Source organism: Acidisoma sp. S159, assembly GCF_009766125.1.
Lineage (GTDB): Bacteria > Pseudomonadota > Alphaproteobacteria > Acetobacterales > Acetobacteraceae > Acidisoma.
Window position 1 is genome coordinate 374,539 of sequence record NZ_LMUG01000067.1, and the last position, 24,658, is coordinate 399,196.

Genomic DNA, 24,658 nt, shown 5'->3' on the forward strand with positions numbered 1-24,658 from the left:
GGAAGTCTCATGACAAATCGCGGCGGCGTCAATGATAGCGTGATTTCGTTTGGCACACTTTGCCGGGAGAGGGAAGTCGATCATGTTTCGCGTTATTGAAACCGGGCTTGCCCGCACGCCAAACGCGCCGCTCAACGGAACCGTGCAGGCCGGACCCTACCTTCTTTCGACGCACATCCCCAAGGATCCTCAAACGGCGGAAGTTCTTCTGGGCGATATGCAGGCCCAGGCCCGCCGCACGCTCGCCAATGTGAAACAATCGGTGGAAGCGGCGGGGGGAACTATTGCCGATGTGACGCAGGTTATCGTCTTCATCATCAATGCGTCCGATTTCCTCGCCTTCAACGAGGTCTACAGGGAGTTCTTCACGGAGCCATTCCCGAGCCGATCCACCGTCGTGGTAAAGGAACTCTTGGTTCCAGGCATGCTCATCGAATGCGTGGTGCATGCATACCTTGGCTAGAAGAGCCCGAAAGCCTTGAGATCTCCAGTGACGAACGATCCCACTCGATCAGTGAAAGATCTAACAATTCGAGCTCTTCTGCAGCTACAGGTTGAATCTGCGGCGGCCGCGAAATGGATCGGACCCGCTGCCAGAATGCTCTTGACTAATCATCCCATCATAGGATGAAGTTACCGCTCGGCATGCGAATCCAACGACGCTGATCCCGTCGCTTGCGGAGGTTATCCTCGTGCATGACAAAAGACGGTCGTACGCATCACGGCGATGATCAGTGGGAGGCTGAGCTGACCATCGTTACTGCCGCAAATGGCTTGGAACGTTACACATGAAACGTGGGAGCGACCGATGAGGAGCATGCTTCAAGCTAGCGGTGTCGCGTTGCTGGTAGGACTCTGTAGTACCAGTATCGCGTTCGCAGCGGCTGGGGTCGCCACGGGCGACACGTCGAAAAAGCGCATAGCGCTGACAGACGGTTTTAGTTCCAACAGCTGGGAGCAATCGGCTTGGAACGCGTGGAAAGCGGTCGCCAGCCGGGCTGTAAAGGACGGGGTGATCGGCGAGCAGAAGATTATAACGGGAAACGACGATCCTGCTCAGCAAATCACACAAATGCAAAACCTGATACTTGAGGGGTATGACGCCATAGTCGTCGATGCCGCATCGCCGACGGCGCTCAACGGCACCATCAAAGAAGCATGCGACGCAGGAATCGTCGTCGTTATCTACGACTCTCTTGCGACCGAGCCTTGTGCCATCAAGGTCAACGTCGACTACAAAGACTATGGCGTGCAGGAAACGCACTACATGGCACAAGCGCTGGGTGAAAAAGGCAACTTCCTCGAAATTCGTGGTGTCGCTGGTTCAGAGGTCGATATAGATATCTCTGCTGGCATCAACGAGACGCTCAAGCAGTATCCCAATATGCATAAAGTCGGGACTGTCTATGGGAATTGGGACGGGACAATTGCTCAAAGGCAGGTTGCCACGGTGTTGCCGACACTGCCGCAGATCGACGGTGTTCTGACCCAGGGCGGAGATGGCTACGGCTCGCTTCAGGCATTCAAGGCGGCTGGCCGGAAGATACCAACGATCATCATGGGAAACAGGCAGGACGAGTTGGCGGTCTGGAAGGAGATGAGGGACAAGGATGGCTACAAAACCTTTTCGATCTCCTCCGCGCCCGGCATGTCGACCATCGCTTTTTGGACGGCTCAACAAATCCTAGCCGGCAAAAAAGTTCCAAACACTTTCTACGTGCCACTTTTGGCGATCAGGGAAAATACCCTCGATAGCTGGCTTGCCGCCACACCGGTTGGCACCGCGGCAAGTCCTCAATACACGCTGAAAGACACCGTGGAACTCATAGACGACAATCTGGCCGGGGTAAAACCAAAGGATCTGCCGCAACCCAAATTGCCGCAGTAGCCTGTACCGTGGCCATCCAGCGCACTGACGGAAGGGCCGCCGACGAGGGCGCCCTTCTGGCGTTGCGTGGGATCAGCAAGTCTTTCGGGCCGGTTCAGGCACTTAAACAAGTCGATCTGGAGGTGCGAGGCGGAGAGCTGCTCGGGCTGGTCGGACACAATGGCGCTGGCAAAAGCACCCTCATGAATATTCTCTTTGGGGTGACATCACCGGATCGCGGCGACATCATACTTGAGAGCCAAGCCATGGACGAGCGCTATGGCCCTGCCCTGGCACACAGGCTCGGAATACGCTGCGTGTTTCAGGAGCTGTCCCTCTGCCCCAATCTCAGCGCCGTCGAGAATGCGCTCATTGTTCATCCGAGTCTGGAAGGCACAGGTTGGAAGAGGCGCGCGAAGTCACTCATCCTAACGAGATTGCATGAAATATTCCCGGGTCACGGAATAGACGTCCAAACGCCGGTTGGAAACCTACCGATTGGTCAGCGGCAAATGGTGGAAATCGCCAGGGCATTCACCGAGAGCAACAATCTTGCGAAAGTCGTGATCCTCGACGAGCCAACCTCCTCGCTGGATTCGTCGGCGGCGCAACAGTTGCTCAGATTCTTGCAACGGACCGTGCTGGATGGAAAAGCCTGCATCTTGATCACCCATAAACTCACCGAGGTCTTGAATTTCGCGCAGCGTGTGGTTGTCATGAAGGACGCTGGCGTGGTTGCCGACGTGTCGGGAGCGGGCCTCTCCCGGGAACGTCTTTTCACTTTGATGGGATCCGTCGAACGAGCGATGGTCACGCCCGAGGCATCGTCGTTCGCAGGAATGCGGCGCGTGGATGTGGTTGGCAACACTGGAGGGCCATCAGAATTGCGGATCGAGGCGGGGGAGACCGTCGGTCTGGCCGGCCTGGCCGGTCATGGGCAGAAGGAGGTTCTCCACCGGATTTATGCGGCGTCTCGCAGTGGCCGTGACAAGGGATGCAGGGTTACGGGTTCAGCCGCCTATGTGAGCGGCGACAGGCAGCGAGAGGGTATATTTCCGCTGTGGTCGATCGCATCCAATATCACGATAGCAAGCGTCCGAAGTCTGTCCCGAGGCAGTTTCATCAATCCGGTCAAAGAACAGCGCCTTGCCGAGGCATGGCGTGAGAAGATAAATATTCGCAGCAAATCTGTGCTTCAGTCGATTTTGTCTCTAAGCGGGGGCAATCGACAGAAAGCGCTCGTGGCTCGGGCCTTTGCGACAGATGCCGAGATCATTTTGTTCGACGATCCGACCCGCGGCGTGGATTTCGACACGAAGCGCGAATTATATAGCCAAATCGATTCGGCTTCGCGTTCAGGACGGTGCTTCGTCTGGTACACGACCGAGACCGATGAGCTGTTCCTCTGCGATCGGGTATACGTGTTTCACGAGGGAAAAGTGGTGGATTCCTTGGTGAGATCTGAACTAAGCGAGGAACGCCTTCTCCAGGCTTCCTTCCATGAGGCGTGAGGCGGGTCGTGGCTAATACCTCGCGACGATACGCTGAAAACGCCGGATCGGCTCTGGCGGTCTTGATGTCCAAACGCTCGACTCTGTCCGTGATTGCCCTGGTGCTTGTCCTCGTAGCCGTATTCTGGATGCGTCCGAATATCGCGCGCTACAATGGTGTTCGGCTACTGCTGAATCTGTCCCCGGTTCTCATCTTCACCGCGCTCGCGCAAATGTTCATCATGACTGCCAGCGACATTGATCTCAGCATCGGATCCTTCGTCGCCCTCGTCAACGTCATTGTGGCGGGGATCGCGAGTCCAGGATTGGCTGCAGCGGCGCTGCTAGCCTGTGTCGCGGGCTACGGCCTAATGGGAGCCTTGATCCACTGGCTGCGTCTACCTTCGATCGTAGTGACCCTGGGAGCGTCGTTCGTCTGGTTGGGGCTGGGACTAATGGTGCTGCCGCTGCCTGGGGGTGATGTGCCTCTATGGCTGTCCGATGCCATGCGACTGCGCCCGCCGTGGGTTCCGGCTCCGGTGCTTGTGGCGCTCGTCGCCATGCTCCTCGGGCATCTAATTCTATACCAGACATCTTTCGGCGTGATCTTGCGCGGCGTTGGAAGCAGCCCCGCCGCTCTCGAAAGAGCAGGTCGCTCCACATTGCGCGCGCGCATGAGCCTCTATGCATTGGCGGGCATTTGCGGCGTCATTGCAGGCGTCTTCCTGGCAGGAATCACGACGACAGGTGACGCGAATGTGGGACGAGGCCTCACGCTCCTCTCCGTGGGCGCAGTCATCATCGGTGGCGGGGAATTTGTAGGCGGGATCGTATCGCCTGTTGGAACCGTGATGGGGGCATTGGTTATGCAGCTGTCTGGCTCCCTCTTGAGTTTCGCATCGGTGGCTCCTGCGTGGCAGTACAGCGTGCAGGGCGGCATCCTCGTCTGCATCCTGGGGTTACGCGCGATCTCCTGGCGGAGAGTAGTGACGTGATGCCGCTCGCCATTCGGCGACTAGTCGCACAACCCTCCTTCTATGCGACGGCCGGGGCGGTTTTGGTTTGGCTGGTCATCGTCGCACATTCGCATGGCGTAGGCGGAGGCGCGGTGATTTCGGGGGCGCTGAACTACTCCGTGTTTTTCGCACTGGTCGGCGTGGGGCAGATGCTGGTCATGGCCAGCGGTGCCGGCAATATCGACCTCTCGATTCCCGCAAATATCACGCTGGCCGCCTATCTGTCCTCGGGACAGATGCAAGGTGCAAATGCCGGCATGGCGGCGGGATTTGCGATAGGTCTTCTAAGCGGTGTGATCATCGGCCTTGCAAATGCTTTGCTGATTTTGGCGCTTCGGATACCGCCGATGGTGGCCACCCTCGCTTCTGGGCTCGTGATCGAGTCGTTTTGCTTCGCCTATTCGCGGGTTTCGGTCGCGAAGCCTGCGCCATTGTTGGTGAGCTTTACCACCCAGCGCCTTGCCGGGATTCCGTTGGTCGTGATAGCTGCTATCGTTGCCTCCGCCGCTGTCATCGCAGTATTGAAGCGTTCGCTTTTCGGCAGACATATTTTCGCCTGTGGGCAGAACATGACCGCAGCCTGGCTTGCCGGAGTGAACGTCCGGCGAACCCGTGTATTTGCCTATGTGGCCTGCTCGACCTTTGCCGCTCTCGCCGGCATTCTATTCGCAGGGTTTACAGGCGGGCCATCGCTCAATATGGGCAGCGAGTTTCTCCTGAGCTCTATCGCGGTGGTTGTGATCGGCGGCACCAATGTGGCAGGCGGACAAGCCAGTGTCGTGGGCACGTGGAGCGCCTCGATATTCTTATTCCTGCTCCTCACCATGCTGAACGTGTTCCAGGTTGATCCGGGACTCAAGAACGTTATCACTGGCGCTCTGATCATAGCGGTCTTGGCCTTGGGCAAAGCAAATAGACCTCAAGCACAGTGAACGGTGTTCGCGCACGATGACGAAGACGATCTTGTCCGGGGTTATGCTACCTTATCGCCTAGACGCGGATACGCACGAAGACAGTTGGGTGGCGGGCGAGTTTCCAGTTTAACTTGGAGCCGTCGTGCCGCACGTTGCATTGAGCGTCCGGGCCAAGGTGTTGCGCTCTCATGCTTGACACAAGTGCTTTTCGTCGAGGTGCTGCGGAGCGGATGCCCCGGGCTGCTGCGATAAATCCGTCCGCTGGAGCGTAGTCGCGCCGGGGCCGTCAGATACATCCCGGTCATCAAATAGGCTGTTTGGCTGTCAGGAATTTCCGAGAGCAGTTTGCCACTGAAGGCGGCGGCCAACGTGTTTCTACGACGGGGATCATCCTCCAGCAATAGCTCGTTGCAAGCGCGCAATTGCACCTGGCAAGCCGCGCACCTTCAAAATCCGGCCAGTGACGTCATAGTCCTCGGAGAGCACCCGGGCGCCCTCGTAGACATCGCCGAGGAGCCCTTGTTTGGCGTAGGGCAGCGCAAGCTCCTCCTCCACCATGGAGGCCTCGAAGAACGCGATGATGGTCTCGCGCAATGCGGCCACGTCTTCCGGCGACTTCGCTGAAGTCAGGATCGCATCCGGATGCCTGGCGATCAACGCCGCACGCGCCGCTTCGTCCACCCGGTCGATCTTGTTGAGGAGGAGGCGGGAGGGTACGACATCTGCGCCGATTTCCCGCAGCACGGCGCGGCTCACCTCGAGCTGCGCCTCGTAGGTCGGATCGGACGCATCAACGACGAACAGCAGCAACGACGCCTCCAGCGCCTCGTCGAGCGTAGATTTGAATGATGCGACGAGGTCATGCGGCAGATGCTTGATGAAACCTACCGTATCGGAGACGAGCACGCGTGGTTTCGCTTCCGGCTTGAGCGCCCGCACCGTCGTGTCGAGCGTAGCGAAGAGCTGGTCCGCAACGAGCACCTCGCTGCCGGTCAGGGCGCGCATGAGCGAGGATTTTCCGGCATTCGTGTATCCCACGAGGGCGACGCGCAGCTGGTCGCGGCGTGCAGTCCGACGCTGCTCGCTATCGCGCTGCACGTGTTCCAGCTCCTCTTTCAACTCCGCCAGGCGATCGCGAATGTTGCGGCGATCCAGCTCGAGGTCGCTTTCACCCGCGCCTACCCCGCGTTGGCGTTCGCTGCGCGACGCGGACTCCCGCAGTCGAGGTGCCACGTATTTCAGGCGTGCCATCTCTACCTGCAGCTTGGCTTCTCGGCTGCGGGCATGGCGATGGAAGATTTCCACGATAACGCCCGTCCTGTCGAGGACCTGCGCACCGGTGGCGTTTTCGAGATTGCGCGCCTGACTGGGTGATATCTCGTGATCGACAATGACGAATTCCGGCCTACGCGCACCGTCCGGTTTCGGTTCGGGAGCACTAGGCGTCGTGGCCTCGGCATTCTCGAAGCGCTCGCGTGCCTTCGATTTCTGGGGAGCCGTCCATCCTCCCACGACCCCGGTCCCACCGGTGATCGCGGCCAGCTCGGCGAGCTTTCCCTTGCCCAGCACCGTGAGCCCGCCAACGCCGTCGCGTTTCTGCGACACCGACCCTGCGACCTCGTAACCGAGGGTCTCGACCAGCCGGCCGAGCTCGTTGAGGCTCGCCTCGTGCGCGACGTCGTCAATGCCGTCGAGTTGGATGCCGACGAGGATTGCCCGCGGCACAGGCTGCTTAGTTTCCATCGCCCACCCTTAGCACGCCAGCAGCGGCGCGCCGATGGGGCTGGGTCGGCCGCACGCCAGAGCCAATGCTTCGCGCCGGCGACAACGATCTCATCGAGGAGCCACTCGTCACCGCGACCGGGTGCTCGATGACGGATGCGGTGGGCGAATCCCGGGACATATCCAGACACTATTGTGGGACAGGCGGGGGAGACACCGATGAGGGCGACGCCGCGGACAGCGGTGGGAACGGGCGGCACTTTTTACCGGAACCATGCCGCCAACGGAGAGTTTGCCGCTCCCTATCGAAGGCGGCGGCGTGTCAGTTATGGCGGTCGGTTTTACCGATCGCCATCTAACCCAGCGAAGGGGTATCGACGCTCAGACCTGCTCCTCTGGCCTGTAGGCCCTGACGATCCACAGCTTGACTATTTCTGGTCCCTGGAACACGGTTCCGCTATCAAAATGGAGAGTCCGAATGGATCAGTCAAAGCCAGACCCTTCCAAAATTCTCCAAATCGGAATGGGATTTTTTGCATCCAAGGTGTTGTTGAGCGCAGTCGAACTCGGCGTCTTCGAGACGGTTGCCGGCGGCCCAATTTGCTTATCCCAATTACGTGATCGTCTTGGGCTGCACGAGCGTGGTGCGGCTGATTTCTTTGATAGTCTCGTGGCACTTGGCCTGTTATCCCGGGAAGGCGATGGCACCAGCGCCCGTTACGGAAACACCGCCGACACGGCGGCGTTTCTGGTTCCTGCAAGTGCCGGCTATATCGGCGGCATACTGAAAATGGCAAATAATCGGCTCTACCATTTTTGGGGAAATTTGACTGAAGCCTTGCGCACGGGCTTGCCGCAAAGCGAAATAAAACAGAGCAATGGCCACGATGCTTTTGCGGCGCTCTATGATGATCCACGGCGGCTCGCCGAGTTCCTGGACGCCATGGCAGGTGTCCAACGTGGCAATTTCGCGGTGCTAGCAGAGACATTCGAGTTCGACCGATTCACCAAGATCTGCGACGTTGGCGGCGCGAGCGGGGCGTTGTCAATTGCCCTCGCGAAGCGTCACCCTTCTCTACAATGCATCTCTTACGATCTTCCGGCGGTAACCGAGCTTGCGCGCCAGAAAATTCTGGATGCGGGATTGAGTGACAGGATTACGGCCGTGAGCGGCAACTTTCTCGCCGACGGCCTGCCTCACGCGGAGGTAATAACAATGGGCAACATTCTGCACGATTGGGGTACCTCAACAAAAACGCTACTTATTGAAAATGCATATGGGGCCTTGCCGTTTGGGGGGGCGTTGATTGCAATCGAGAATGTCATCGACGATGCGCGGCGCGCGAATTCCGGCGGCCTGCTGATGTCGCTCAACATGCTCATTGAAACACCGGACGGTTACGATTACACGTTCGCCCAGTTCGATGACTGGTGCTGCTCAGCGGGCTTCCGATCGACACAAAGTTTCCCTCTCACCGGGGCGGCAAGCGCTGCAATCGCCTGGAAGTAAGAGTCGTAGGGCAAAGAGCGGTGGATAAAATCCTGCGTTTAAGGAGAAGATCGGCGAATTGGCTGTTACGGCCTTAGTTCGGCTGAGCGTCGTCGATACGCGGTAAGAAGGCTTCCTCGTGTTGACCAGCGGCTGGAACTCAACCTCTGGCAGGGAGGCTATTGTCGCGTATCGTGACTGGCGCCTATGCGTCGGAGAGGCCTTCGGTTGTCATGATTGCGGATCCGCCGGCGGTCGGCGGCGCGGGAAGAGGCTTCGGGCGACAGCAGGGCGTTGAAAAAGAGCGTGAGGTTTTGCCAGGCCAGTGCGGACCGGACGGCACCTTCGGCCCGCACACGATGCAGATCGCCGGCGAAGCATGGCCGTCGAAGCCTAATCACTCCGCGATAATTGCGCCGATCTCAGGTAGTTGAGGCTTTGGAAATTGGCCACTGCCAATGGTCTCATTTATATCGCCGTGCTGCCAGAATCTGAAGATTGATACCTGCCACGATATCGGTCATCTTTTGCTTGTCACCCACTGCGATGCGTTCTGGTATGAAAACTACGTCCGCGGCGTCGGCCATCAACGGATCACCGGCAAAACGTAGGTCTGCGCAGCGCTCTGGCAGAGAGATGCGCCCGATAACCAACAAGGTATAGAATCCAGTTGACTGCCCCGAGAAGTGACGCAACCGGGGACTTCTTAACAGAAGCGGTCGCGAAGTTGCACTGCGCCAGAGGCTCGCGACAAGCTAGTTCCATATTTTATCGATGGTTTCCATCAGGGGCCCGCCGGCTGCGTGCAACGGCGGTTTGCAGATCGGCGACGTCTGACGCCGCCTCACGTTGGGGAAAATGAGTTTTACTTACATAGTATTTAGCGACATAGCCATTGAAGAAACCCTTCGAAAAGCTTCCCGTGTTGTAGGCGGAAAGTGCAGCTCGAAGGGCGGTCTGTGGGTCTGGCCAGGTTTGCACGGCCGCTAGATAGTCAGCCGTCAATATGCTCGCCCCCGCTCGGATATTCGTACATGCATCGAACATATCGCGAACCGAGTAGCCTAGGTCGCTAAGATTCGCGCTATCAACCTGCATCAAGCCCATGTCGACCCTATAGCCGCGCTTGATCCAAGCTTGGGCAAGCCTTGTGGCATCTCCAGCACGACTTGCGGGCATTGGCTGTGCACTCAGTCCGTTCACATGAATGGCATAGGGGTACCCGTCCGACTCTATTCGGATCACAGCGCGAAGTGTGCTCGCGGGCACGGTACGACTGCACCGAAGAAGAGCATCGTCCTCCGTTGTCACGGCTATCGGCGCCGGTGCCCGCGCCGGGCCGGCAGTGCATACTGACGTATCAGAGGCAGTGTATCCGCACACGAGGACGGAGCGGGTGTCGGTTTCTGCGGCCGTCGAAAACGCCGCCTCTTGGCGCGAGCTGATCGGCCCGGCGAGGCACATGGAGGCATTGAGCACGAGTAAAAGACCGACAAGAGAGGCTTTGAGGCTGTCGAGCATTCAGTTCGCTGTCTTTCATCCAGACGAAACATGTGGGCGCTTGCAACGGACTCGAATTTCCACCTTAAACCTGCGCCGCCTGGCCGCCGCAGGCTCTTCCGTACCGTCAGTCATTGGCCCACTACCTATCTCGACCGATTTACCCTCGCCGAACTATCCGAGTAGGACGACCCGGAGACGTTTATGCAGGTTTTAGGACGAAGTCGATACACTAAATAGCATTTGACGAAATGACTTTTGTTCCGTTTTCAGTTGTTGAAAAGTCATGCTCGAATATCGAGACAAAGCAGCGCTTCGTGGCTAGACGAGTACTATAGCTGCTCTTAGATACAAACATACAATCCTTGCGTTCGATGGAGTAGCTCTAGGGCAGTGACGTATGAGTTTCACCTTTGTCGTGCTAAACGCTGTCGAGGCAGGGAGATGACGCAATCGAGGATCCGATCCCCCCGTGCGTGTCTGGTGCGCGACGTCGCGCGACCGCGCACCGCCTAGGCGGCGTTGCCCGTCGCCTTGTTGACGTCGGGAAGGGCCGCGTCCGTGGCCACTGTGCCGAGGTCGAGCAGTCCCGCCGCCTTGATACTACTGGCGGCCGTTGTGTCTAGGCGGGTGGTCACCATCTATCGGGTGAGAGGTGGAAAGCGATGAAGAGAAAGCCTACGCTGCGGTTTATTCTGGGCGATCAGCTATCCCGAGAAATCTCCTCCCTTCGCGATGCTGACCCGGCGCGCGACATGGTCTTGATGGCGGAGGTTGCGGAGGAGACGGTCTATGTGCCCCATCACCCCAAGAAGATCGCGTTTCTGTTTTCGGCCATGCGCCACTTTGCGTTGGAACTGCGCAACGAGGGATTTTGCGTCGACTACGTGACCTTAGCTGATCCCGCCAATAGCGGCTCTTTTGCTTCAGAGCTCGCCCGTGCAGTTTCGCGCCACCAGGCGGTCTCCGTCGTGGTGACCCATCCTGGCGAATGGCGCGTCTTGGACGCGATGCAGGTGTGGGAGCAGGCCGCCGGTGTTCCCGTTGAAATCCGAGAAGATGATCGGTTCGTTTGTCCGCTGCCGCGTTTTCGTCGGTGGGCGGAGGGGAAGCGCCAGCTTCGCATGGAATTTTTTTACCGTGAGATGCGGCGAGCAACCGGCTTGCTGATGGAGCAGGACGGCGAGCCCGTGGGCGGCCGCTGGAACTTCGACACAGAGAACCGTAAACCCGTGCCGGCGCGGCTAGATATGCCACCGGCCTTCTTCGTAAAACCCGACGCGATTACGCAGGAGGTTCTAGCTCTTGTCGGAACTCGCTTTGCTGGCAATTTCGGAACGCTGGATGGCTTCGACTACGCGGTGACAGCGTCCGATGCGCGACGTGCCCTCGCGCATTTATTGCCCATTCGCTGCCATCCTTTGGCGACTACCAGGATGCGATGCGGCAGGGCGAAGATCGATTGTTTCACTCAATGCTTTCGCCCTATCTGAATGCTGGATTACTCGACCCTCGCGCGGTTTGCGACGCAGCAGAGGCTGCCTGGCGGGGTGGCCAGGTTCCGCTCAATGCTGCGGAAGGCTTCATCCGTCAGATTCTCGGCTGGCGCGAATATGTCCGTGGCCTGTACTGGCTAAAAATGCCTGGGTATGCCGACACCAATCGGCTTGGCGCCGATCGCGCGCTTCCCGGCATTTATTGGGGCGGCCCGACCGAAATGAACTGCCTGCGTCAGTGCGTTGATCAAACACGGCGCCTGGCACATGCGCACCACATCCAGAGACTGATGGTGACAGGAAACTTCGCCTTGCTGATCGGTGCCCGACCATCCGAGGTAGAGGCTTGGTATCTTGCCGTCTATATCGACGCCTATGAGTGGGTGGAGTTGCCAAATGTCCACGGTATGATCCTTTATGCTGATGGGGGTTATCTCGGGTCGAAGCCCTATGCGGCAAGTGGCAAATACATTGATCGAATGTCTGATTACTGCGGCCGTTGCCACTACGACGTCAGGCAGACTTTGGGTTCCAAGGCATGTCCCTTCAACTTCCTCTACTGGAACTTTATCATTGCGAAGGCGCCTGAATTGCGCGGCAATCAGAGGATGGCGATGACCTACGCCTCGCTCAACCGCATGGACGATATGAAGCAGGCCGCCATCCAAAGGCAGGCGGCTGAATTTTTGGCCGATTTGCCGGTAGAGTATTGAATAGTTGCAACAGAGGGTGCCCCGCTCGTCCCTGCTCAATCGTCAAACTGCACTATACGAACAAGGATCGGCTGGCCAATTGGGAGCCATCTCAACCGCTTCCAGGACATTGTGGGAGGCAAGTCCTCCCGGTCTAACTGACGTGTAGGGCTATCGACCGAGTAGAGCTTTCTCAATCCGCACGCTGGTCACCGGACCTGCAGAAGCCGCTGTCGCCCGCTGGGTTTAGTGCAGCTCGCCCGAGGCCGACAGCTAAGGTTGACGCCGCCCCGGCAGCGCGCCACCATTCTCATGATCATTGTCGTTTTTCTCTTCGAGACGAACCTTACGGTGAACGCAACGCCCTTAGGGAAAACGTCTGGGATTATCTGCGGCCGCCGCGTCTCGAGCTGGTCCGAGCGAGAATTCGCCGAAGAGTTTCGGAAAACGCCGGTGACCTACGTCCGCACCACCCAGACCGAGATGATCCCCGAGAATGAATGGCCCTATTGAAGGAGCGGCCCGGTCCGAAAGTGCCCGACACAGATCGCGCGCCGGCAGTCGCACGTAAGTGGGGTCAAGAGAATGCCTGACACCGGTCGAACACGAGGATAATCCAAGTTTGACTTTGGCTATGTGGGCAACGTCGCCCAAAAATTTACCATGCCCATGACCTTTACCCGAAAATCTTTAATCGGATGATACCCTATTTTGGATCGCGACTGCGATTCACTGAGTCGGGTCGCTAGCGAAAGCCTGGCGTTGCCGAACGATATCGCTCAAGCCAGTGCGCATACGCAGGGGGGAGCGTCCACGCCGGCCGACTCACGCCAAGCGCGCGTGCCGCCGCATAAGGCCAATGATGGTTTTCCAGGAGAGCGCGGGCAAGCATAACGAGGTCGACCTGATGGTCGCGAACCAGGGCGTTAGCCTCGTCGGGCTCGCTGATATACCAGCTGGTGGCTGTTGGGATGTCAGCCTCACGGCGTATGTGGCCGGCGATAGAGGCCATGAAATTGGGGCCAAACGGAATTTCAGCGTCTGGCGTGGAGAAGCCAAGGCTGACATCAATGAGGTCGAGCCCGCGCAGCTTAAACTCGCGAATAACCGCAACCGATTCCTCGAGCGTCTCTTCCCGATCATCATATTCAATGACGCCCATGCGGGCCGTGAGCGGCAAGTGATCCGGCCAAACCGCTCTCACGGCTGACAAGATTTCGTTCAGGAATCGGCTGCGGTTCGAAAGACTGCCGCCATAAAGGTCGCTACGATGATTGGAATGTGGCGATAGAAAATTTTGCCCGAGATAACCGTGCGCGAAATGCAATTCGAGCCATTCAAAACCAATATCGCGAGCCCGTTCAGCCGCCGCCACAAATTCGCCTGTCACACGAACGATGTCCTCGAGCGCCATCTCTCTGGGCACGCGAGCCAAACCGCCGCCATATGCAATAGCCGACGGTGCAATGGGCTGCCACGCTCGTGGGTCTTCCTCAGGGATATGGTCGTCGCCTTCCCAGGGCCGGTTGGCGCTCGCTTTTCTGCCCGCGTGCGCAATTTGGATTCCGGGCACGGCTCCAGCGGCCCGGATCAGCTCGACCGCTTTCCTGAGCGCCTCGGACTGGCGATCGTTCCAAAGACCCACGCAGCCGGGCGTGATGCGCCCCTCACCCGAAACCCCGGTCGCTTCAACTATCACGAGAGCCGAACCGCCTCGAGCTAATCCGGCAAGGTGGGCATAATGCCAGTCGTTGACGACACCATCGATCGCGGAATACTGACACATAGGTGACACGGCAATACGATTCTTAAGCGTCACGCCCTTCAGTACGAAGGGATCGAAAAGTGCCGTCATAGTCGCTCCTCCCCCGATGAGCAGCTTCAGCTGCATAGATTCAGATTGCAGCCCTCATGATACGACGTTCGCAGGTTCAACTGTGGTGGACCTGCGTACCAAGTCGGGAATAGCAAGCGCCGGATTCGCGCTTTTCAGAAATTCGACGGTCGTAAAAAGTAGCTCGGTATCGCCAATGTTCTCAAGGTCGTGAATCATCGACTGGCCGGAGGGAAATGTCATGTCCCTGGTATCCCCGGAGCGATAGGTCGTCTCGACAGATCGGCCGTCATTGTAGTGGGAGCGCGCGACACCATCCGAGATTACGGTCCAGAAATAGTCGAGTGCATGGCGATGAAAGCCAATTCTCTGGCCCGGTCGCAATCGCAGGCACCAAACCCTAACGCGTTCAGTCTCCGACACAAGTTCAGTGCCAACACAGCCATTTCCGGCGCTTTGCGCGAGCTCCGCCGTCAATAGCTGGTCCCAGCTTGGATCAGGACGCAATTCTGGAGTATTCACTCCGTGGGACATTTGCTTTCTCCTCTATCCGCAGCTTATTGTTCGATCGATCAATGTCAAGAGGATATATCTCGCGCCACCCCCGATGGCCTTGCGGGCACCCGATTGAGGTTATATCGGCATAGGCTTCGACGCCTGGAGGGCGAATGCGGCGCACCGGACCTAATGCTGATTACGCAAATGTTACTCAAAAGCGGACAAACCCTCTGATGGCAAAGAAGGCAATCGTGTCGGTGAAATCGTCTGTCGGCATCCGGCGGCGGCTCCGGCCGGAAGATAGACGAAGACAGATCCTTGACGGAGCGATCTCCTTCTTCGCAGAGCACGGTTTCGAAGGCGGAACACGCGATTTAGCGAAACAGTTGGGCGTCACGCAGTCTTTGATTTTCAACTACTTCCCGACCAAGGAAGAGCTGATCCGAGAGGTCTACCAAAGCGTCTATGTCGGCCGTTGGCGCTCAGAATGGACTGATCTGATCAGCAACACCAGTGTTCCGCTCCGTGCTCGGCTGATCGAGTTTTACATCAACTATACGAGCGTGATTTTCTCTTCAGACTGGCTCCGTATCTATCTGTTTTCCGGATTGAAGGGCCTGCCAATAAATTCCATGTGGATCGCCTTCGTGGAAGATCACCTGATCCGCCGCATTTGCGTCGAGGTTCGCCGTGAGAATAACTTCTGTGAAGGCACCATGTCCGAAATCTCAGCCGAGGAGATCGAGACCTTCTGGCTCTTCCACAGTGGCATCTTTTATTACGGTGTTCGCCGGGAGGTCTACCGGTCACCAGTACATCTTGGCGTGCAGAAATTCGTGGAGACGAGTGTCGACGCTATGCTGGCTGCGCTTCCCGCGATCATGCGGGCCAAGGTTGCGCAATGACTTTCGGCTTGACACCCGTTCTCGACCCCTCCTATTTATAGATCGATCGAACTATAACAATAAAACACCTCGGGGTAACCTGCGGGGGATAGGGTGGCGATTTGAGCTCTCAACCGAGCAAAAGCGCGATTATTGTGGGGGGCTCAATCGCGGGCCTCACGACAGCTCTTCTACTGCATCGCCAAGGATGGAGTGTCGATGTCTTCGAACGATCCGAAGTAGAATTGGCCGGCCGGGGAGCAGGCATCGTCACTCACCGGGATCTGTTCGACGCGCTCCAAGCTGCTGGCATCGAGCTAACCGCGGACCTAGGAGTGAGGGTAGAGGGCAGACGCGTCTTCGACCCTTCCGGAGCGGCTGTTCTGGAACTCGCCTACCCGCAGGTCCTGACATCCTGGGACCGGCTTTATCATGAGCTGCGATCGCGCTTGCCAGATGAATGCTATCACATGGGACACACGCTGGAATCGGTTGAGAATGGTGCCGACGCTGTGGTGGCACGGTTTGCCGGCGGTTCCGAGGCGCGCGCGGATCTTCTGATAGGTGCCGATGGCTTCCGCTCTTCTGTGAGGCGGCACTTCTTTCCGGACATCGTGCCAAACTATGCAGGCTACGTCGCATGGCGCGGGCTTGTCGATGAAGGGGACGTCACAGAGACAACCAGGCGGGATATTTTTGGGCATTTCACCTTCTCACTGCCGAAGGGTGAACAGATGCTTGGCTATCCCGTTGCTGGTGTCAACAACGACATGCGGGTTGGCCGGAGGCGCTATAATTGGGTCTGGTACCGCCCGGCGGATGAAGCGGTCGAGCTGCGAAAACTACTTACGGACGCCCAAGCTAATGTCCATGAGCTATCCATTCCGCCACGCCTGATACGCGGAGAGATGATCGAGGCCATGCAGCGGTCAGCGTCGCGTTCCTTGGCTCCGCAGTTTCAGGAACTCGTACACTTGACTGTCCAGCCCTTCTTTCAGCCGATTTATGATCTTGAGACGCGCCGGATGGCGATAGGCCGTGTGGCGCTCCTCGGGGATGCCGCCTTCGTGGTCCGGCCGCATGTTGGTGCCGGTGTCACCAAAGCAGCTCAAGATGCCCTGTCGCTAGCTAAATCGCTCCGGAATGATGATGGTGTCGAGTCTGCTTTGCTGGGATTCGAGCAAGAGCGTATGCCGGTTGGAGCCAAAATCATGCGGCGGGCGCGGCAACTTGGAGCTTACATGCAGTCGCAGGTTAGTACGCAAGAGGAGCGGCAGGACGCGGAACGGCATCGGACCCCCGAGGCGGTGGTGCAGGAAACGGCATCACTCGAATTCCTCCACTGACCGCATGTCCGAAGCCGCCTCTGAACAAAGTATCTCGTAGACAGAAACGTTCGAATTAGGGATCACGCAGATGCCAAAAATGAGAGCCGCCATCTTCGCCGAGGTCGGCCGCATCGTCCTGGACGAGAAGCCGGTGCCGGATGTCGGACCTACAGATGCTTTAGTACGCATTACGACGACAACAATTTGCGGGACAGATATTCATATCCTCAAAGGGGAGTATCCCGTGGCTAAGGGGCTGACGATCGGTCACGAGCCGATTGGCATCCTTGAAAAGGTTGGTTCTCAGGTCACCGGCTACAAAGAAGGGCAGCGCGTCCTTTGTGCCGCTACGACGCCCTGCGGACAATGCAACTCCTGTCTGATGGGATTTCACTCTCAGTGTGGCGGCAAGACTGCGGGCGGATGGATGCTCGGAAACTACCTTGATGGATGCCAAGCCGAGTACTTTCTCATACCGAACGCCCAGGCAAACATGGCGGTCATCCCAGATAATGTCACAGACGAAGAGGTCCTTCTTGTTCCGGACATTGTGAGCACCGGCTTTTCTGCGGCCGAACATGGCAATATAAAAATCGGCGACACTGTAGTCATTTTCGCCCAGGGTCCAATCGGCCTTTGCGCAACAGCCGGTGCCCGGCAGCTGGGAGCGGGGCTCATCATCGCCGTGGACCCAGTGGCGGAGCGCCGAGAAAAATCGAAGTTGATGGGCGCGGACGTCGTCCTCGATCCCAACGCGACCGATGTAATTTCGGAAGTAATGAGGCTGACCAACGGTGCCGGTGCCGATGTCGCACTCGAATGCCTCGGCCGCACCGAAACCTTAGCGGGTTGCCTGAATTGTACCCGGCCTGGGGCGATAATCTCAAGCGTCGGTATTTATTCCACCGATGTTCCCCTGCCGCTGCAAGGCATAGGAGCTGGACTCGCGAACAAGACGATCGTTACCTCAACTTGTCCCGGAGGCAAGGACCGCATGGCGCGGTTGCTGAAGATCATCGAGAACGGCCGGGTCAAATTCGGCTCTCTTGTGACGCACCGCTACAAGCTGGACGACATCGAGGCAGCCTACGAGTTGTTTGCAAATCAGCGCGATGGCGTCATCAAGGTCGCGGTCACGCCCTAACCACGTCGATACGGAGCAGTTGGCGCCGGAACCCTCCGCGCCGGCTGCGCCATATGGGCCAGAGGCCGGTCCAGCGGCCGGCAACGAGGGGCGCGATGCAACACCAGACCGACGAAATCGATGACGCTAGCGGAGGTCCCGCACCCCAAACGCCTGTGCTGCGCGTCGCGGGCGTGTCGAAGGCATATGGCGCCACGATCGCTCTAAACTCAGTCACACTCGAAGTGCTATCGGGCGAGGTGCATGCTTTGCTCGGTGAGAACGGCGCTGGCAAATCGACCTTCGTCAAGGTTCTGAGTGGCATCGTCCGGCAAGGCGGCGGCGCGCTCTCGCTGGACGGCACACCCTACGAACCCCGATCCCTGATGGACGCGCGTCGTTCTGGCGTCTCTACCGCCTTTCAGGAGCTTAGTCTCCTACCCAACCTCACCGTCGCGGCCAATCTTACACTCCCTCATCCCCTAAAGGGGGGGCTCGGGCTAGCGTCGCGATCACGCAATGAAGCCCGGGCCGTAGAACTCCTCCACCAATTCGATGCCGCCGATATTTCGCCCCGCTCGATCGTCAGCCGCTTATCTCTTGCGCAAAAGCAACGGATCGAGATCATCCGGGCCATCAGCCATAGACCCCGTTTGCTGGTACTGGACGAACCCACCGCTGCGTTGGCGGAACCCGAATGGCTCTTTCGCATCGTTGAGCAGCTGGCTGCTAGTGGAATGGCGACGCTGTACATATCGCACCGTCTTAGTGAGGTGCGCCGCCTCTGCAATAAGGGAACGATCCTGCGCAACGGGGACAGTATCGGCCCGATTGCCATCGCTGAGACAAGCGATAACGAAATCTTCCGCATGATGGTCGGAAAGCGCTCCGAAGAGCGGCGACAGGTCGCGAGCGGTTCCTCTGTGGTCCGGGATGTTGCGATCGAGGTATCCGGGCTGACCGGAGAATCGATCCACGACGTTGGCTTTTCGCTTCACAAGGGCGAAGTGGTGGGTGTGGCTGCACTTGAAGGGCAGGGACAGCGCGAGCTCTTTCGCATTTTGGGCGGGGTGGCGCGACCATTGCGTGGCACCATTTCGCTCGAGGGTTCACTAGTCAACCTGAAGTCCCCGGGACAAGCTTTAGCGGCGGGCGCGGGCATTGCTTTCGTGCCAGAGGAGCGCAAGTCCGAAGGCATTTTCCTTACTCAATCGACATGTGCCAACGTCACGCTTCCTCTGCTGAATCGGCTCAGCCGGTTTGGGCTCGTCAGCAGCAGACGCGAATATGCTGTCGCGGCTGACCAGATACAGCGTGTGCAGCTCGCCGAGCGGCTCCTTCGCCTACGCATTTCTGCGCTCTCGGGTGGAAATCAGCAGAAGGCGCTCATCATGCGCGTTCTCTTGTCGGGCGCGCGAAGCCTGATACTTTTCGATCCAACACGCGGCGTCGACGTGGGAACCAAGCAGACGATCTACGAGGTGATCCATCGCTTTGTACAAGATGGCGGCAGCGTGCTGATTTACTCAACTGAGCTGCCGGAACTGGTGAAGCTTAGCCATCGCTGCCTTGTCTTATACAGAGGCCGGGTGGCGGGTGAGCTTTCAGGTGAGAACCTAAGCGAGGAGGGTTTGGTGGCTCTGGCCACCGGACACAACATCGAAGAGATCCGCTCGAGGGAGACAGCGTGAGCGCTTTTGTAAGCCGAAAAGTTTCCGATCAGACCGCCGATCGTTCGATCAGGCTGTGGCTGGGCAACGGCGCCCTCGTCGTCTCGATCCTCTATGTCCTTTTGTTCGCCTTCTACGCGGCAGCGCAAGGAGACGTCTTCGGCCTTCAGCCGATGAACGACTTAGCCAACGACACCTTGCCACTCGCACTGGCGGCTGCCGGCGGCACAGTCGTGATGTTGACGGGCGGTTTCGATCTGTCTGTCGCCGGGGTCATTTCTCTCGTCAATGTTTGTATAGCGACGCAGATCGGCGATGGGCCGCTCAACGCGTTGTGGGGATTGCTGCTGGCCATCTTGATTGGACTCGCCGTTGGCATGGTCAACGGCGCGCTGGTTGCCTTTGGCAAACTCCAATCGATCGCCTCCACGCTCGCCACAATGATCGTCTGCTCGGGCCTCGCCATCGTGGTGCTTGACGCACCTGGGGGCAACGTATCCGACTTTATCGCGGACAACGCTACGGATCCGATCTTGGGTGTCTTCCCGGCCGCAGGCGCTATCGCACTCGTTATAGTCCTACTTTGGCTCGTAGTTCGCAGCACGGCCTTTGGCGTGGCGATTTACGCGGTGGGAGCCGATGAGACCGCTGCCTCACTGGCGGGCGTGCCGGTCCTTCGCACCAAATTCCTCGCCTATAGTCTGGGAGGAATCTGCTACGGCCTTGCAGGCTTTATGCTCAGCGCAGTGACTGCTACGGGCAGTCCCTCCGCCGGAACGCCCTTTCTATTACTGATGTTCGCCGCCATCGCTATAGGAGGAACGTCATTCGCAGGCGGCTACGGGGGGCCGATCGGCTCAATGGTTGGAGCCGCTCTTCTTGTCTTATTGCAGAAGGCGCTGTTCTCCGCCGGTGTGTCATCCTTCTACACCGTCATCTTCCAGGGAGCGATTATGATTCTCGCGGTCCTTGTGGGCGGCATTTCTGCTTCGATCGCCGCGGGGCGGAGCCGATGACGAAGACTAGCCCTTCCGAGCACGCTACAGCGGCTCCGGTCCCGGAGGCTTCAGCCAAGGCGACGGCAGCCAGATCCGGATTCAGAATTGGGCCTGAGGGCTGGACCACACTTGCCTTGTTTGGGCTTACTGTCTTTATGATCCTGGCGTCTCGCCTCATCAGTTCCGGGTTTGGCAGCTGGCAACAGGCCCAGGCAATTCTCTTACTTTCCTCTTTCACAATCGTGCTGGGATTCGGGCAGGGTCTTGTCATCCTGATAGGCGGTCTTGATCTGTCTGTTGGCGTTGTCATGACTTTGGGCGGAATCCTTGCATACCGTTGGATCGGGACATCTCTCGTCGCCCTCTTTTGGGCGATCCCCTGTATCTTGCTCGTAACTGGCTGCGTCGGAGCAATAAACGGCTTGGGGGCTACACTACTTAGGCTACCGCCTTTTATCATGACTCTTGCTACCAGTTTAATCATTTACGGCGTTTTTCTCGGATTTACGGGAGGCCAGCCACGTGGGGTCGCTTCGCCAGCCTTGACCAGCGCCTATACGAGCACGTTCGCAGGCCTTCCCGTGATCCTCTGGCTGCTGTTGATCTTTATCATTCTTGCCACGCTGGTGCAGTCACACAGTAGTTTTGGCCGCCGACTCTATGCGGTAGGGACTAGCCCGATGGCGGCCTATATCGCGGGCCTTCCGGTGCGCCTGCTGATCGTTGCCGCGTATGCAATCAGTGGCGCGACATCGGGCCTGGCCGGGATTCTGCTCGTCGGTTATGCGACCGGCGCGACACTGACAATGGGTCAGTCTTACTTGCTTCCGTCCGTGGCCGCAGTGGTGGTGGGTGGCGCGTCAATCCTAGGCGGACGTGGCACATATCTGGCGACTGTGGGCGGCGCGCTTTTGCTCACGACCCTCTCCACTATCATCGAGGCCCTCGGACTAGCCGAAGGATGGCGCACGGTCATTTACGGCCTCGTGATTATGCTTGCTCTCCTCGCATTGAGAGAAAACATGGGGATCGGTTGGGCCCTCACGCCCAAATTCAGAAACACCGCGTCCCGCAGTCGCCCGGGCGGCGCAGGTCACAAACCAAATAAAACAGGAGGAAACGGATGATCGGTCAATACCTCAAGCGCGGGCTTTTAGCCTTCAGCGCTGCCGCGGCGTTATTCATGGCGGCGCACGGAGAATCGAAAGCCCAGGATAAGAAGTTCAAGATTTACCTGAGCCTCAGCTACTCGGGAAACGACTGGCAGACCGAGGCGGCCAATATCGTGAAGGCCCTTGCCGCAACACCCCCGTACGACAAGTTGGTTGACCTCAGGGAAGTCATCTCGGGGACGGACGTACAGGCGCAAATCTCCGCCTATGAGAGCATGATCGCTGACAAAGCCGACGGCGTGATTAGTTTCCCCGTCTCGCCCACAGCTCTAAACCGCACGATCCGGAAAGGCTGCAAAGCGGGGGTGCTGTTCTTCATGTACGATGCGACAGTCACTGAGCCCTGCGCCTACAATGTAAGCTATATTACCTCGGGCTTCGGTGAGAACACCGCGCAAGCTTTGGTGAACATGTTGGGCGGTAAAGGTATCATCTTTGAGAACCGGGGTGTTCCGGGAAATTCAGTTGACAAGAGGCATGTGCTAGGAGCCGAGGCTATCTTCAAGAAATACCCCAACATCCATATCGTCGCTACATATTATGGGATGTGGAGCGCTCAGACCTCTCAGCAGGAAACTGCTAAGGCGTTGATTGCTCATCCGGAGGTGACGGGTATATGGTCGGAATATGGTGAGGAAGGCGTGCTGAAGGCGGTGTTAGCCTCCAAGCGTTCCGAACTGTTTCCAATCACTGGTGAGGACTCGAATGCATTCCGCCTCGCGTTGATTGACCCCGCTTTGAAGGCGAGAGGTTTCACCGGCGCTTCCTCTGGATCGCCACCCGCAACAGCCGGCTATGCGTTCAAGATTATGATGGAGGTCCTGACCAAGAAGAGGAACCTCGCTATACACAACATCGAGTATCCTTTGCCGTGGGTGCCCGCCGACAAAGTCAAGGTGTGCCCGGGCGACGAGTTCGAAAACGGCTGTAACGTGTTCCCGAAGGACAAGGTTACGGACTCCTTCACCACCGAGGTTTTCGAGCCGGTATTGCTGCCTGAGCTCACGATGAAAACAGCACTCACAGGCCTTCCCAAGCCCGGAGCGACAATTCAGCCATTACCTGCAGCGCTCCACCCGGCTCCGTTGGAACCCGGAATCAACTGCGGCCACTGTGAGCCGCCGGCGGATCTCTACAAACTCACCAAGGTCCAGCCCGCGGTCCACTAAAAAGAAAGTCAGACCAAGCGACACCAAGTTGTATGCGGCGCGGCAGCGACCCGCATACAACTTGCCGCAGATTCCGTTACGACAGGTGTTATCGTGCAGCAGTGGGCACCTCCGACGTGCCTCGAGGCGAGAACCTGTAGACGGTAGTCCTTGAAATGGGAAATGTAATGACGGGTCAAGAACAACGCAGGACGCCCATTGAGCTTGATGTTGCCATTATGGGGGCGGGTTTCTCCGGCTTGTATCAGCTTAAAATGTTGCGGGAGCTGGGACTGCGGGTAAAAGTCTTCGAGGCCGCCGGATCGTTGGGAGGAACTTGGCACTGGAACTGCTATCCCGGTGCGCGTGTTGATACACCATCGAACATTTACCAGTATTCCGACGAAAGTCTCTGGCGAGACTGGAAATTTCTTGACCTGTATCCCTCCTACAAGGAAATACGTGAGTATTTCGAGTTCGTGGATAAAAAATGGAGCCTGAGCAAAGACATCTATCTCAATACAAAGATCACACACGCCGAGTTCAATCAGGAAAGTAACGCTTGGATCATTTCAACCGACGGGACGCCCGCTGCTATCGCTCGCTTTTTCGTGACATGCACCGGATTCGCTTCGCGACCCTATATTCCGAACATTCCGGGCCTGCAAGATTTCAAGGGAAAAATGCACCACACGGCACGGTGGCCACAAGAAGGCGTGAAGCTTGAGGGCAAGCGAGTCGGTGTGCTCGGGACAGGCGCGAGTGGTGTTCAGGTCATCCAGGAGGTCGGGAAGATCGCCAGCCATGTCACGATCTTCCAACGCACTCCGAACACGGCGCTACCTATGCGCCAGAAACACTTCGACGACGAGGAAGTCCGCAAGTTTAAGGAAGAATTTCCCGCCCGCTTCGAACTGCGAGGACAGACACCCTCAGGTTTCGACATGGATGTCCAACACAAGCGCGGCACCGATGTCACAGAAGAAGAGCGCAGACAAGTCTACGAGAAGCTCTGGGAGCTTGGAGGGTTTCGCTTCTGGCTGGCAAATTTCGACGACCTCATAGAGAGCGAGGAAACAAATCGGTCCGCGTATACGTTCTGGCGGGACAAAGTGCGGGCTCGCGTTGCAGACCCAAAAATGGCTGAGATCCTCGCGCCGACGGAGCCGCTTCATCCGTTCGGCGTAAAACGGCCTAGCCTTGAGCAGAATTTCTACGAAGTCCTGAACCAGCCGAACATTGCCCTGGTGGACCTGAAGACTTCGCCTATCAAGTGGGTCACGCCTTCGACCGTCGTGACTACGGAGGGCGAGTACGAACTAGACGTTCTCGTGCTTGCCACGGGGTTCGACTCCATTACTGGCGGCCTAACGGCGGTCGATATCCGCGGAACCGACGGTCAGACCTTCGCGGAGAAATGGGCCAGCTGCGTGCGGACCCACCTCGGCATGGCTAGTACTTGCTTCCCGAATCTGTTCTTCGTTTTCGGGCCGCAGGGCCCATCAGGATTTGCGAACGGACCGACTTGCGCCGAACTACAAGGCAATTGGGTGATCGACTGCATCGCGTTTATGGTCAAGAATAACCTCACTAGGGTAGAAGCCAAAGCGGATGCTCAGGATCGTTGGACCGACCATCTCGATGTGCTCTTTCACAAAAGTCTCTTTCCACAAGCGGAATCCTGGTACAACGGCGCCAACATCCCGGGAAAGCCGAGACAAATCCTCGGTTATCCAGGCGGTTTCTCGAGCTATCTCGAAATATGCGCGGACTCAGCGCGACGGGGATACGACGGCTTTACGCTGAGTTAGTCCTGG

The 24,658-nt window shown here is 57.9% G+C and carries 23 protein-coding genes; 17 read left to right on the plus strand and 6 right to left on the minus strand.

From position 1 onward, the window contains the following. Positions 1-82: 82 nt before the first annotated feature. The 5 genes from GSQ92_RS24435 (at position 83) to GSQ92_RS24455 (ending at position 5,305) form a co-directional block, all read left to right on the plus strand. On the plus strand, positions 83-463 hold the full coding sequence (locus GSQ92_RS24435) for a RidA family protein (RefSeq protein WP_158802474.1): 381 nt from the start codon (positions 83-85) through the stop codon (positions 461-463). Between the two features lie 345 nt (positions 464-808). After that, positions 809-1,888: an ABC transporter substrate-binding protein gene (locus tag GSQ92_RS24440; protein WP_216849986.1), complete on the plus strand. Its 1,080-nt coding sequence runs from the start codon at positions 809-811 to the stop codon at positions 1,886-1,888. Between the two features lie 8 nt (positions 1,889-1,896). Continuing rightward, on the plus strand, positions 1,897-3,378 hold the full coding sequence (locus GSQ92_RS24445) for a sugar ABC transporter ATP-binding protein (protein WP_254065567.1): 1,482 nt from the start codon (positions 1,897-1,899) through the stop codon (positions 3,376-3,378). 65 nt (positions 3,379-3,443) lie between these two features. After that, complete coding sequence (locus tag GSQ92_RS24450; RefSeq protein WP_158802473.1) at positions 3,444-4,352, plus strand: ABC transporter permease; 909 nt, start codon at positions 3,444-3,446, stop codon at positions 4,350-4,352. After that, on the plus strand, positions 4,352-5,305 hold the full coding sequence (locus tag GSQ92_RS24455) for an ABC transporter permease (protein WP_158802472.1): 954 nt from the start codon (positions 4,352-4,354) through the stop codon (positions 5,303-5,305). Before GSQ92_RS24450 ends, GSQ92_RS24455 begins: the two co-directional genes overlap by 1 nt. 369 nt (positions 5,306-5,674) lie before the next feature. Here GSQ92_RS24455 and hflX read toward each other — a convergent pair whose 3' ends face one another. Beyond that, on the minus strand, positions 5,675-7,030 hold the full coding sequence (gene hflX, locus GSQ92_RS24465) for a GTPase HflX (protein ID WP_158802470.1): 1,356 nt from the start codon (positions 7,028-7,030) through the stop codon (positions 5,675-5,677). 457 nt (positions 7,031-7,487) lie between these two features. Between hflX and GSQ92_RS24470 the strand changes: the two genes are divergently transcribed. Continuing rightward, complete coding sequence (locus GSQ92_RS24470; protein WP_158802469.1) at positions 7,488-8,519, plus strand: methyltransferase; 1,032 nt, start codon at positions 7,488-7,490, stop codon at positions 8,517-8,519. A 443-nt stretch (positions 8,520-8,962) separates the two neighbouring features. Here the strand turns inward: GSQ92_RS24470 and GSQ92_RS24475 are convergent, their stop codons facing one another. The 3 genes from GSQ92_RS24475 to GSQ92_RS31470 all read right to left on the minus strand — a co-directional run bounded on the left by GSQ92_RS24475 (position 8,963) and on the right by GSQ92_RS31470 (position 10,636). Further along, positions 8,963-9,193 (minus strand): hypothetical protein, encoded by a 231-nt coding sequence (locus tag GSQ92_RS24475; protein WP_158802468.1) that lies wholly within the window; start codon positions 9,191-9,193, stop codon positions 8,963-8,965. A gap of 73 nt (positions 9,194-9,266) precedes the next feature. Next, entirely contained in the window at positions 9,267-10,019 is a 753-nt protein-coding gene (locus GSQ92_RS31850) for a lytic transglycosylase domain-containing protein (protein WP_158802467.1), read from the minus strand. A gap of 491 nt (positions 10,020-10,510) precedes the next feature. Then, complete coding sequence (locus GSQ92_RS31470; protein WP_256367127.1) at positions 10,511-10,636, minus strand: hypothetical protein; 126 nt, start codon at positions 10,634-10,636, stop codon at positions 10,511-10,513. Positions 10,637-10,663: 27 nt separating this feature from the next. On the opposite strand from GSQ92_RS31470, the gene GSQ92_RS31855 reads away from it, so the two are divergent. The 3 genes from GSQ92_RS31855 (at position 10,664) to GSQ92_RS24490 (ending at position 12,699) form a co-directional block, all read left to right on the plus strand. Further along, positions 10,664-11,491: a cryptochrome/photolyase family protein gene (locus tag GSQ92_RS31855; protein WP_371418584.1), complete on the plus strand. Its 828-nt coding sequence runs from the start codon at positions 10,664-10,666 to the stop codon at positions 11,489-11,491. Further along, positions 11,440-12,207, plus strand: coding sequence for a hypothetical protein (locus GSQ92_RS31860; protein WP_371418585.1), 768 nt, complete (start codon positions 11,440-11,442; stop codon positions 12,205-12,207). Before GSQ92_RS31855 ends, GSQ92_RS31860 begins: the two co-directional genes overlap by 52 nt. Positions 12,208-12,465: 258 nt before the next feature. Beyond that, positions 12,466-12,699, plus strand: a complete 234-nt coding sequence (locus GSQ92_RS24490) for a hypothetical protein (RefSeq protein WP_158802465.1) — start codon at positions 12,466-12,468, stop codon at positions 12,697-12,699. 232 nt (positions 12,700-12,931) lie between these two features. On the opposite strand, the gene GSQ92_RS24495 is transcribed toward GSQ92_RS24490, so the two are convergent. Together GSQ92_RS24495 and GSQ92_RS24500 are read right to left on the minus strand one after the other, a co-directional pair. Then, positions 12,932-14,041: an NADH:flavin oxidoreductase/NADH oxidase gene (locus GSQ92_RS24495; protein WP_158802464.1), complete on the minus strand. Its 1,110-nt coding sequence runs from the start codon at positions 14,039-14,041 to the stop codon at positions 12,932-12,934. 54 nt (positions 14,042-14,095) lie between these two features. Next, on the minus strand, positions 14,096-14,554 hold the full coding sequence (locus GSQ92_RS24500) for a hypothetical protein (protein ID WP_158802463.1): 459 nt from the start codon (positions 14,552-14,554) through the stop codon (positions 14,096-14,098). 134 nt (positions 14,555-14,688) lie between these two features. Between GSQ92_RS24500 and GSQ92_RS24505 the strand changes: the two genes are divergently transcribed. From GSQ92_RS24505 to GSQ92_RS24540, 8 genes are all read left to right on the plus strand, one after another. Further along, positions 14,689-15,423, plus strand: a complete 735-nt coding sequence (locus GSQ92_RS24505; protein ID WP_158802462.1) for a TetR/AcrR family transcriptional regulator — start codon at positions 14,689-14,691, stop codon at positions 15,421-15,423. A gap of 101 nt (positions 15,424-15,524) precedes the next feature. After that, the gene (locus GSQ92_RS24510; RefSeq protein ID WP_158802461.1) at positions 15,525-16,748 is read left to right on the plus strand and encodes an FAD binding domain-containing protein; all 1,224 of its coding nucleotides are present in this window, start codon (positions 15,525-15,527) and stop codon (positions 16,746-16,748) included. Between the two features lie 70 nt (positions 16,749-16,818). After that, positions 16,819-17,874: an alcohol dehydrogenase catalytic domain-containing protein gene (locus GSQ92_RS24515; RefSeq protein ID WP_158802460.1), complete on the plus strand. Its 1,056-nt coding sequence runs from the start codon at positions 16,819-16,821 to the stop codon at positions 17,872-17,874. 155 nt (positions 17,875-18,029) lie between these two features. Further along, positions 18,030-19,544: a sugar ABC transporter ATP-binding protein gene (locus GSQ92_RS24520; protein ID WP_216849985.1), complete on the plus strand. Its 1,515-nt coding sequence runs from the start codon at positions 18,030-18,032 to the stop codon at positions 19,542-19,544. Next, a complete protein-coding gene (locus GSQ92_RS24525; protein WP_216849984.1) occupies positions 19,541-20,539 on the plus strand; it encodes an ABC transporter permease in 999 nt (332 codons plus the stop codon). Before GSQ92_RS24520 ends, GSQ92_RS24525 begins: the two co-directional genes overlap by 4 nt. Further along, a complete protein-coding gene (locus GSQ92_RS24530; RefSeq protein WP_158802458.1) occupies positions 20,536-21,648 on the plus strand; it encodes an ABC transporter permease in 1,113 nt (370 codons plus the stop codon). Before GSQ92_RS24525 ends, GSQ92_RS24530 begins: the two co-directional genes overlap by 4 nt. Next, positions 21,645-22,862: a sugar ABC transporter substrate-binding protein gene (locus tag GSQ92_RS24535; protein ID WP_158802457.1), complete on the plus strand. Its 1,218-nt coding sequence runs from the start codon at positions 21,645-21,647 to the stop codon at positions 22,860-22,862. Before GSQ92_RS24530 ends, GSQ92_RS24535 begins: the two co-directional genes overlap by 4 nt. A gap of 167 nt (positions 22,863-23,029) precedes the next feature. Further along, complete coding sequence (locus GSQ92_RS24540) at positions 23,030-24,652, plus strand: NAD(P)/FAD-dependent oxidoreductase (RefSeq protein ID WP_216849983.1); 1,623 nt, start codon at positions 23,030-23,032, stop codon at positions 24,650-24,652. Positions 24,653-24,658 lie beyond the last annotated feature (6 nt).

What these genes read in the sequence shown, in the direction of transcription:
- GSQ92_RS24540 (WP_216849983.1), top strand. Translation starts at nt 23,030, where the DNA reads ATGACGGGTCAAGAACAACGCAGGACGCCCATTGAGCTTGATGTTGCC.
- GSQ92_RS24500 (WP_158802463.1), bottom strand. Translation starts at nt 14,554, where the DNA reads ATGTCCCACGGAGTGAATACTCCAGAATTGCGTCCTGATCCAAGCTGG.
- GSQ92_RS24495 (WP_158802464.1), bottom strand. Translation starts at nt 14,041, where the DNA reads ATGACGGCACTTTTCGATCCCTTCGTACTGAAGGGCGTGACGCTTAAG.
- GSQ92_RS31860 (WP_371418585.1), top strand. Translation starts at nt 11,440, where the DNA reads ATGCGGCAGGGCGAAGATCGATTGTTTCACTCAATGCTTTCGCCCTAT.
- GSQ92_RS24435 (WP_158802474.1), top strand. Translation starts at nt 83, where the DNA reads ATGTTTCGCGTTATTGAAACCGGGCTTGCCCGCACGCCAAACGCGCCG.
- GSQ92_RS24535 (WP_158802457.1), top strand. Translation starts at nt 21,645, where the DNA reads ATGATCGGTCAATACCTCAAGCGCGGGCTTTTAGCCTTCAGCGCTGCC.
- GSQ92_RS24505 (WP_158802462.1), top strand. Translation starts at nt 14,689, where the DNA reads ATGCGGCGCACCGGACCTAATGCTGATTACGCAAATGTTACTCAAAAG.
- GSQ92_RS24450 (WP_158802473.1), top strand. Translation starts at nt 3,444, where the DNA reads ATGTCCAAACGCTCGACTCTGTCCGTGATTGCCCTGGTGCTTGTCCTC.
- GSQ92_RS24470 (WP_158802469.1), top strand. Translation starts at nt 7,488, where the DNA reads ATGGATCAGTCAAAGCCAGACCCTTCCAAAATTCTCCAAATCGGAATG.
- GSQ92_RS24530 (WP_158802458.1), top strand. Translation starts at nt 20,536, where the DNA reads ATGACGAAGACTAGCCCTTCCGAGCACGCTACAGCGGCTCCGGTCCCG.
- GSQ92_RS24440 (WP_216849986.1), top strand. Translation starts at nt 809, where the DNA reads ATGAGGAGCATGCTTCAAGCTAGCGGTGTCGCGTTGCTGGTAGGACTC.
- GSQ92_RS24515 (WP_158802460.1), top strand. Translation starts at nt 16,819, where the DNA reads ATGCCAAAAATGAGAGCCGCCATCTTCGCCGAGGTCGGCCGCATCGTC.
- GSQ92_RS31850 (WP_158802467.1), bottom strand. Translation starts at nt 10,019, where the DNA reads ATGCTCGACAGCCTCAAAGCCTCTCTTGTCGGTCTTTTACTCGTGCTC.
- GSQ92_RS24455 (WP_158802472.1), top strand. Translation starts at nt 4,352, where the DNA reads ATGCCGCTCGCCATTCGGCGACTAGTCGCACAACCCTCCTTCTATGCG.
- hflX (WP_158802470.1), bottom strand. Translation starts at nt 7,030, where the DNA reads ATGGAAACTAAGCAGCCTGTGCCGCGGGCAATCCTCGTCGGCATCCAA.
- GSQ92_RS31855 (WP_371418584.1), top strand. Translation starts at nt 10,664, where the DNA reads ATGAAGAGAAAGCCTACGCTGCGGTTTATTCTGGGCGATCAGCTATCC.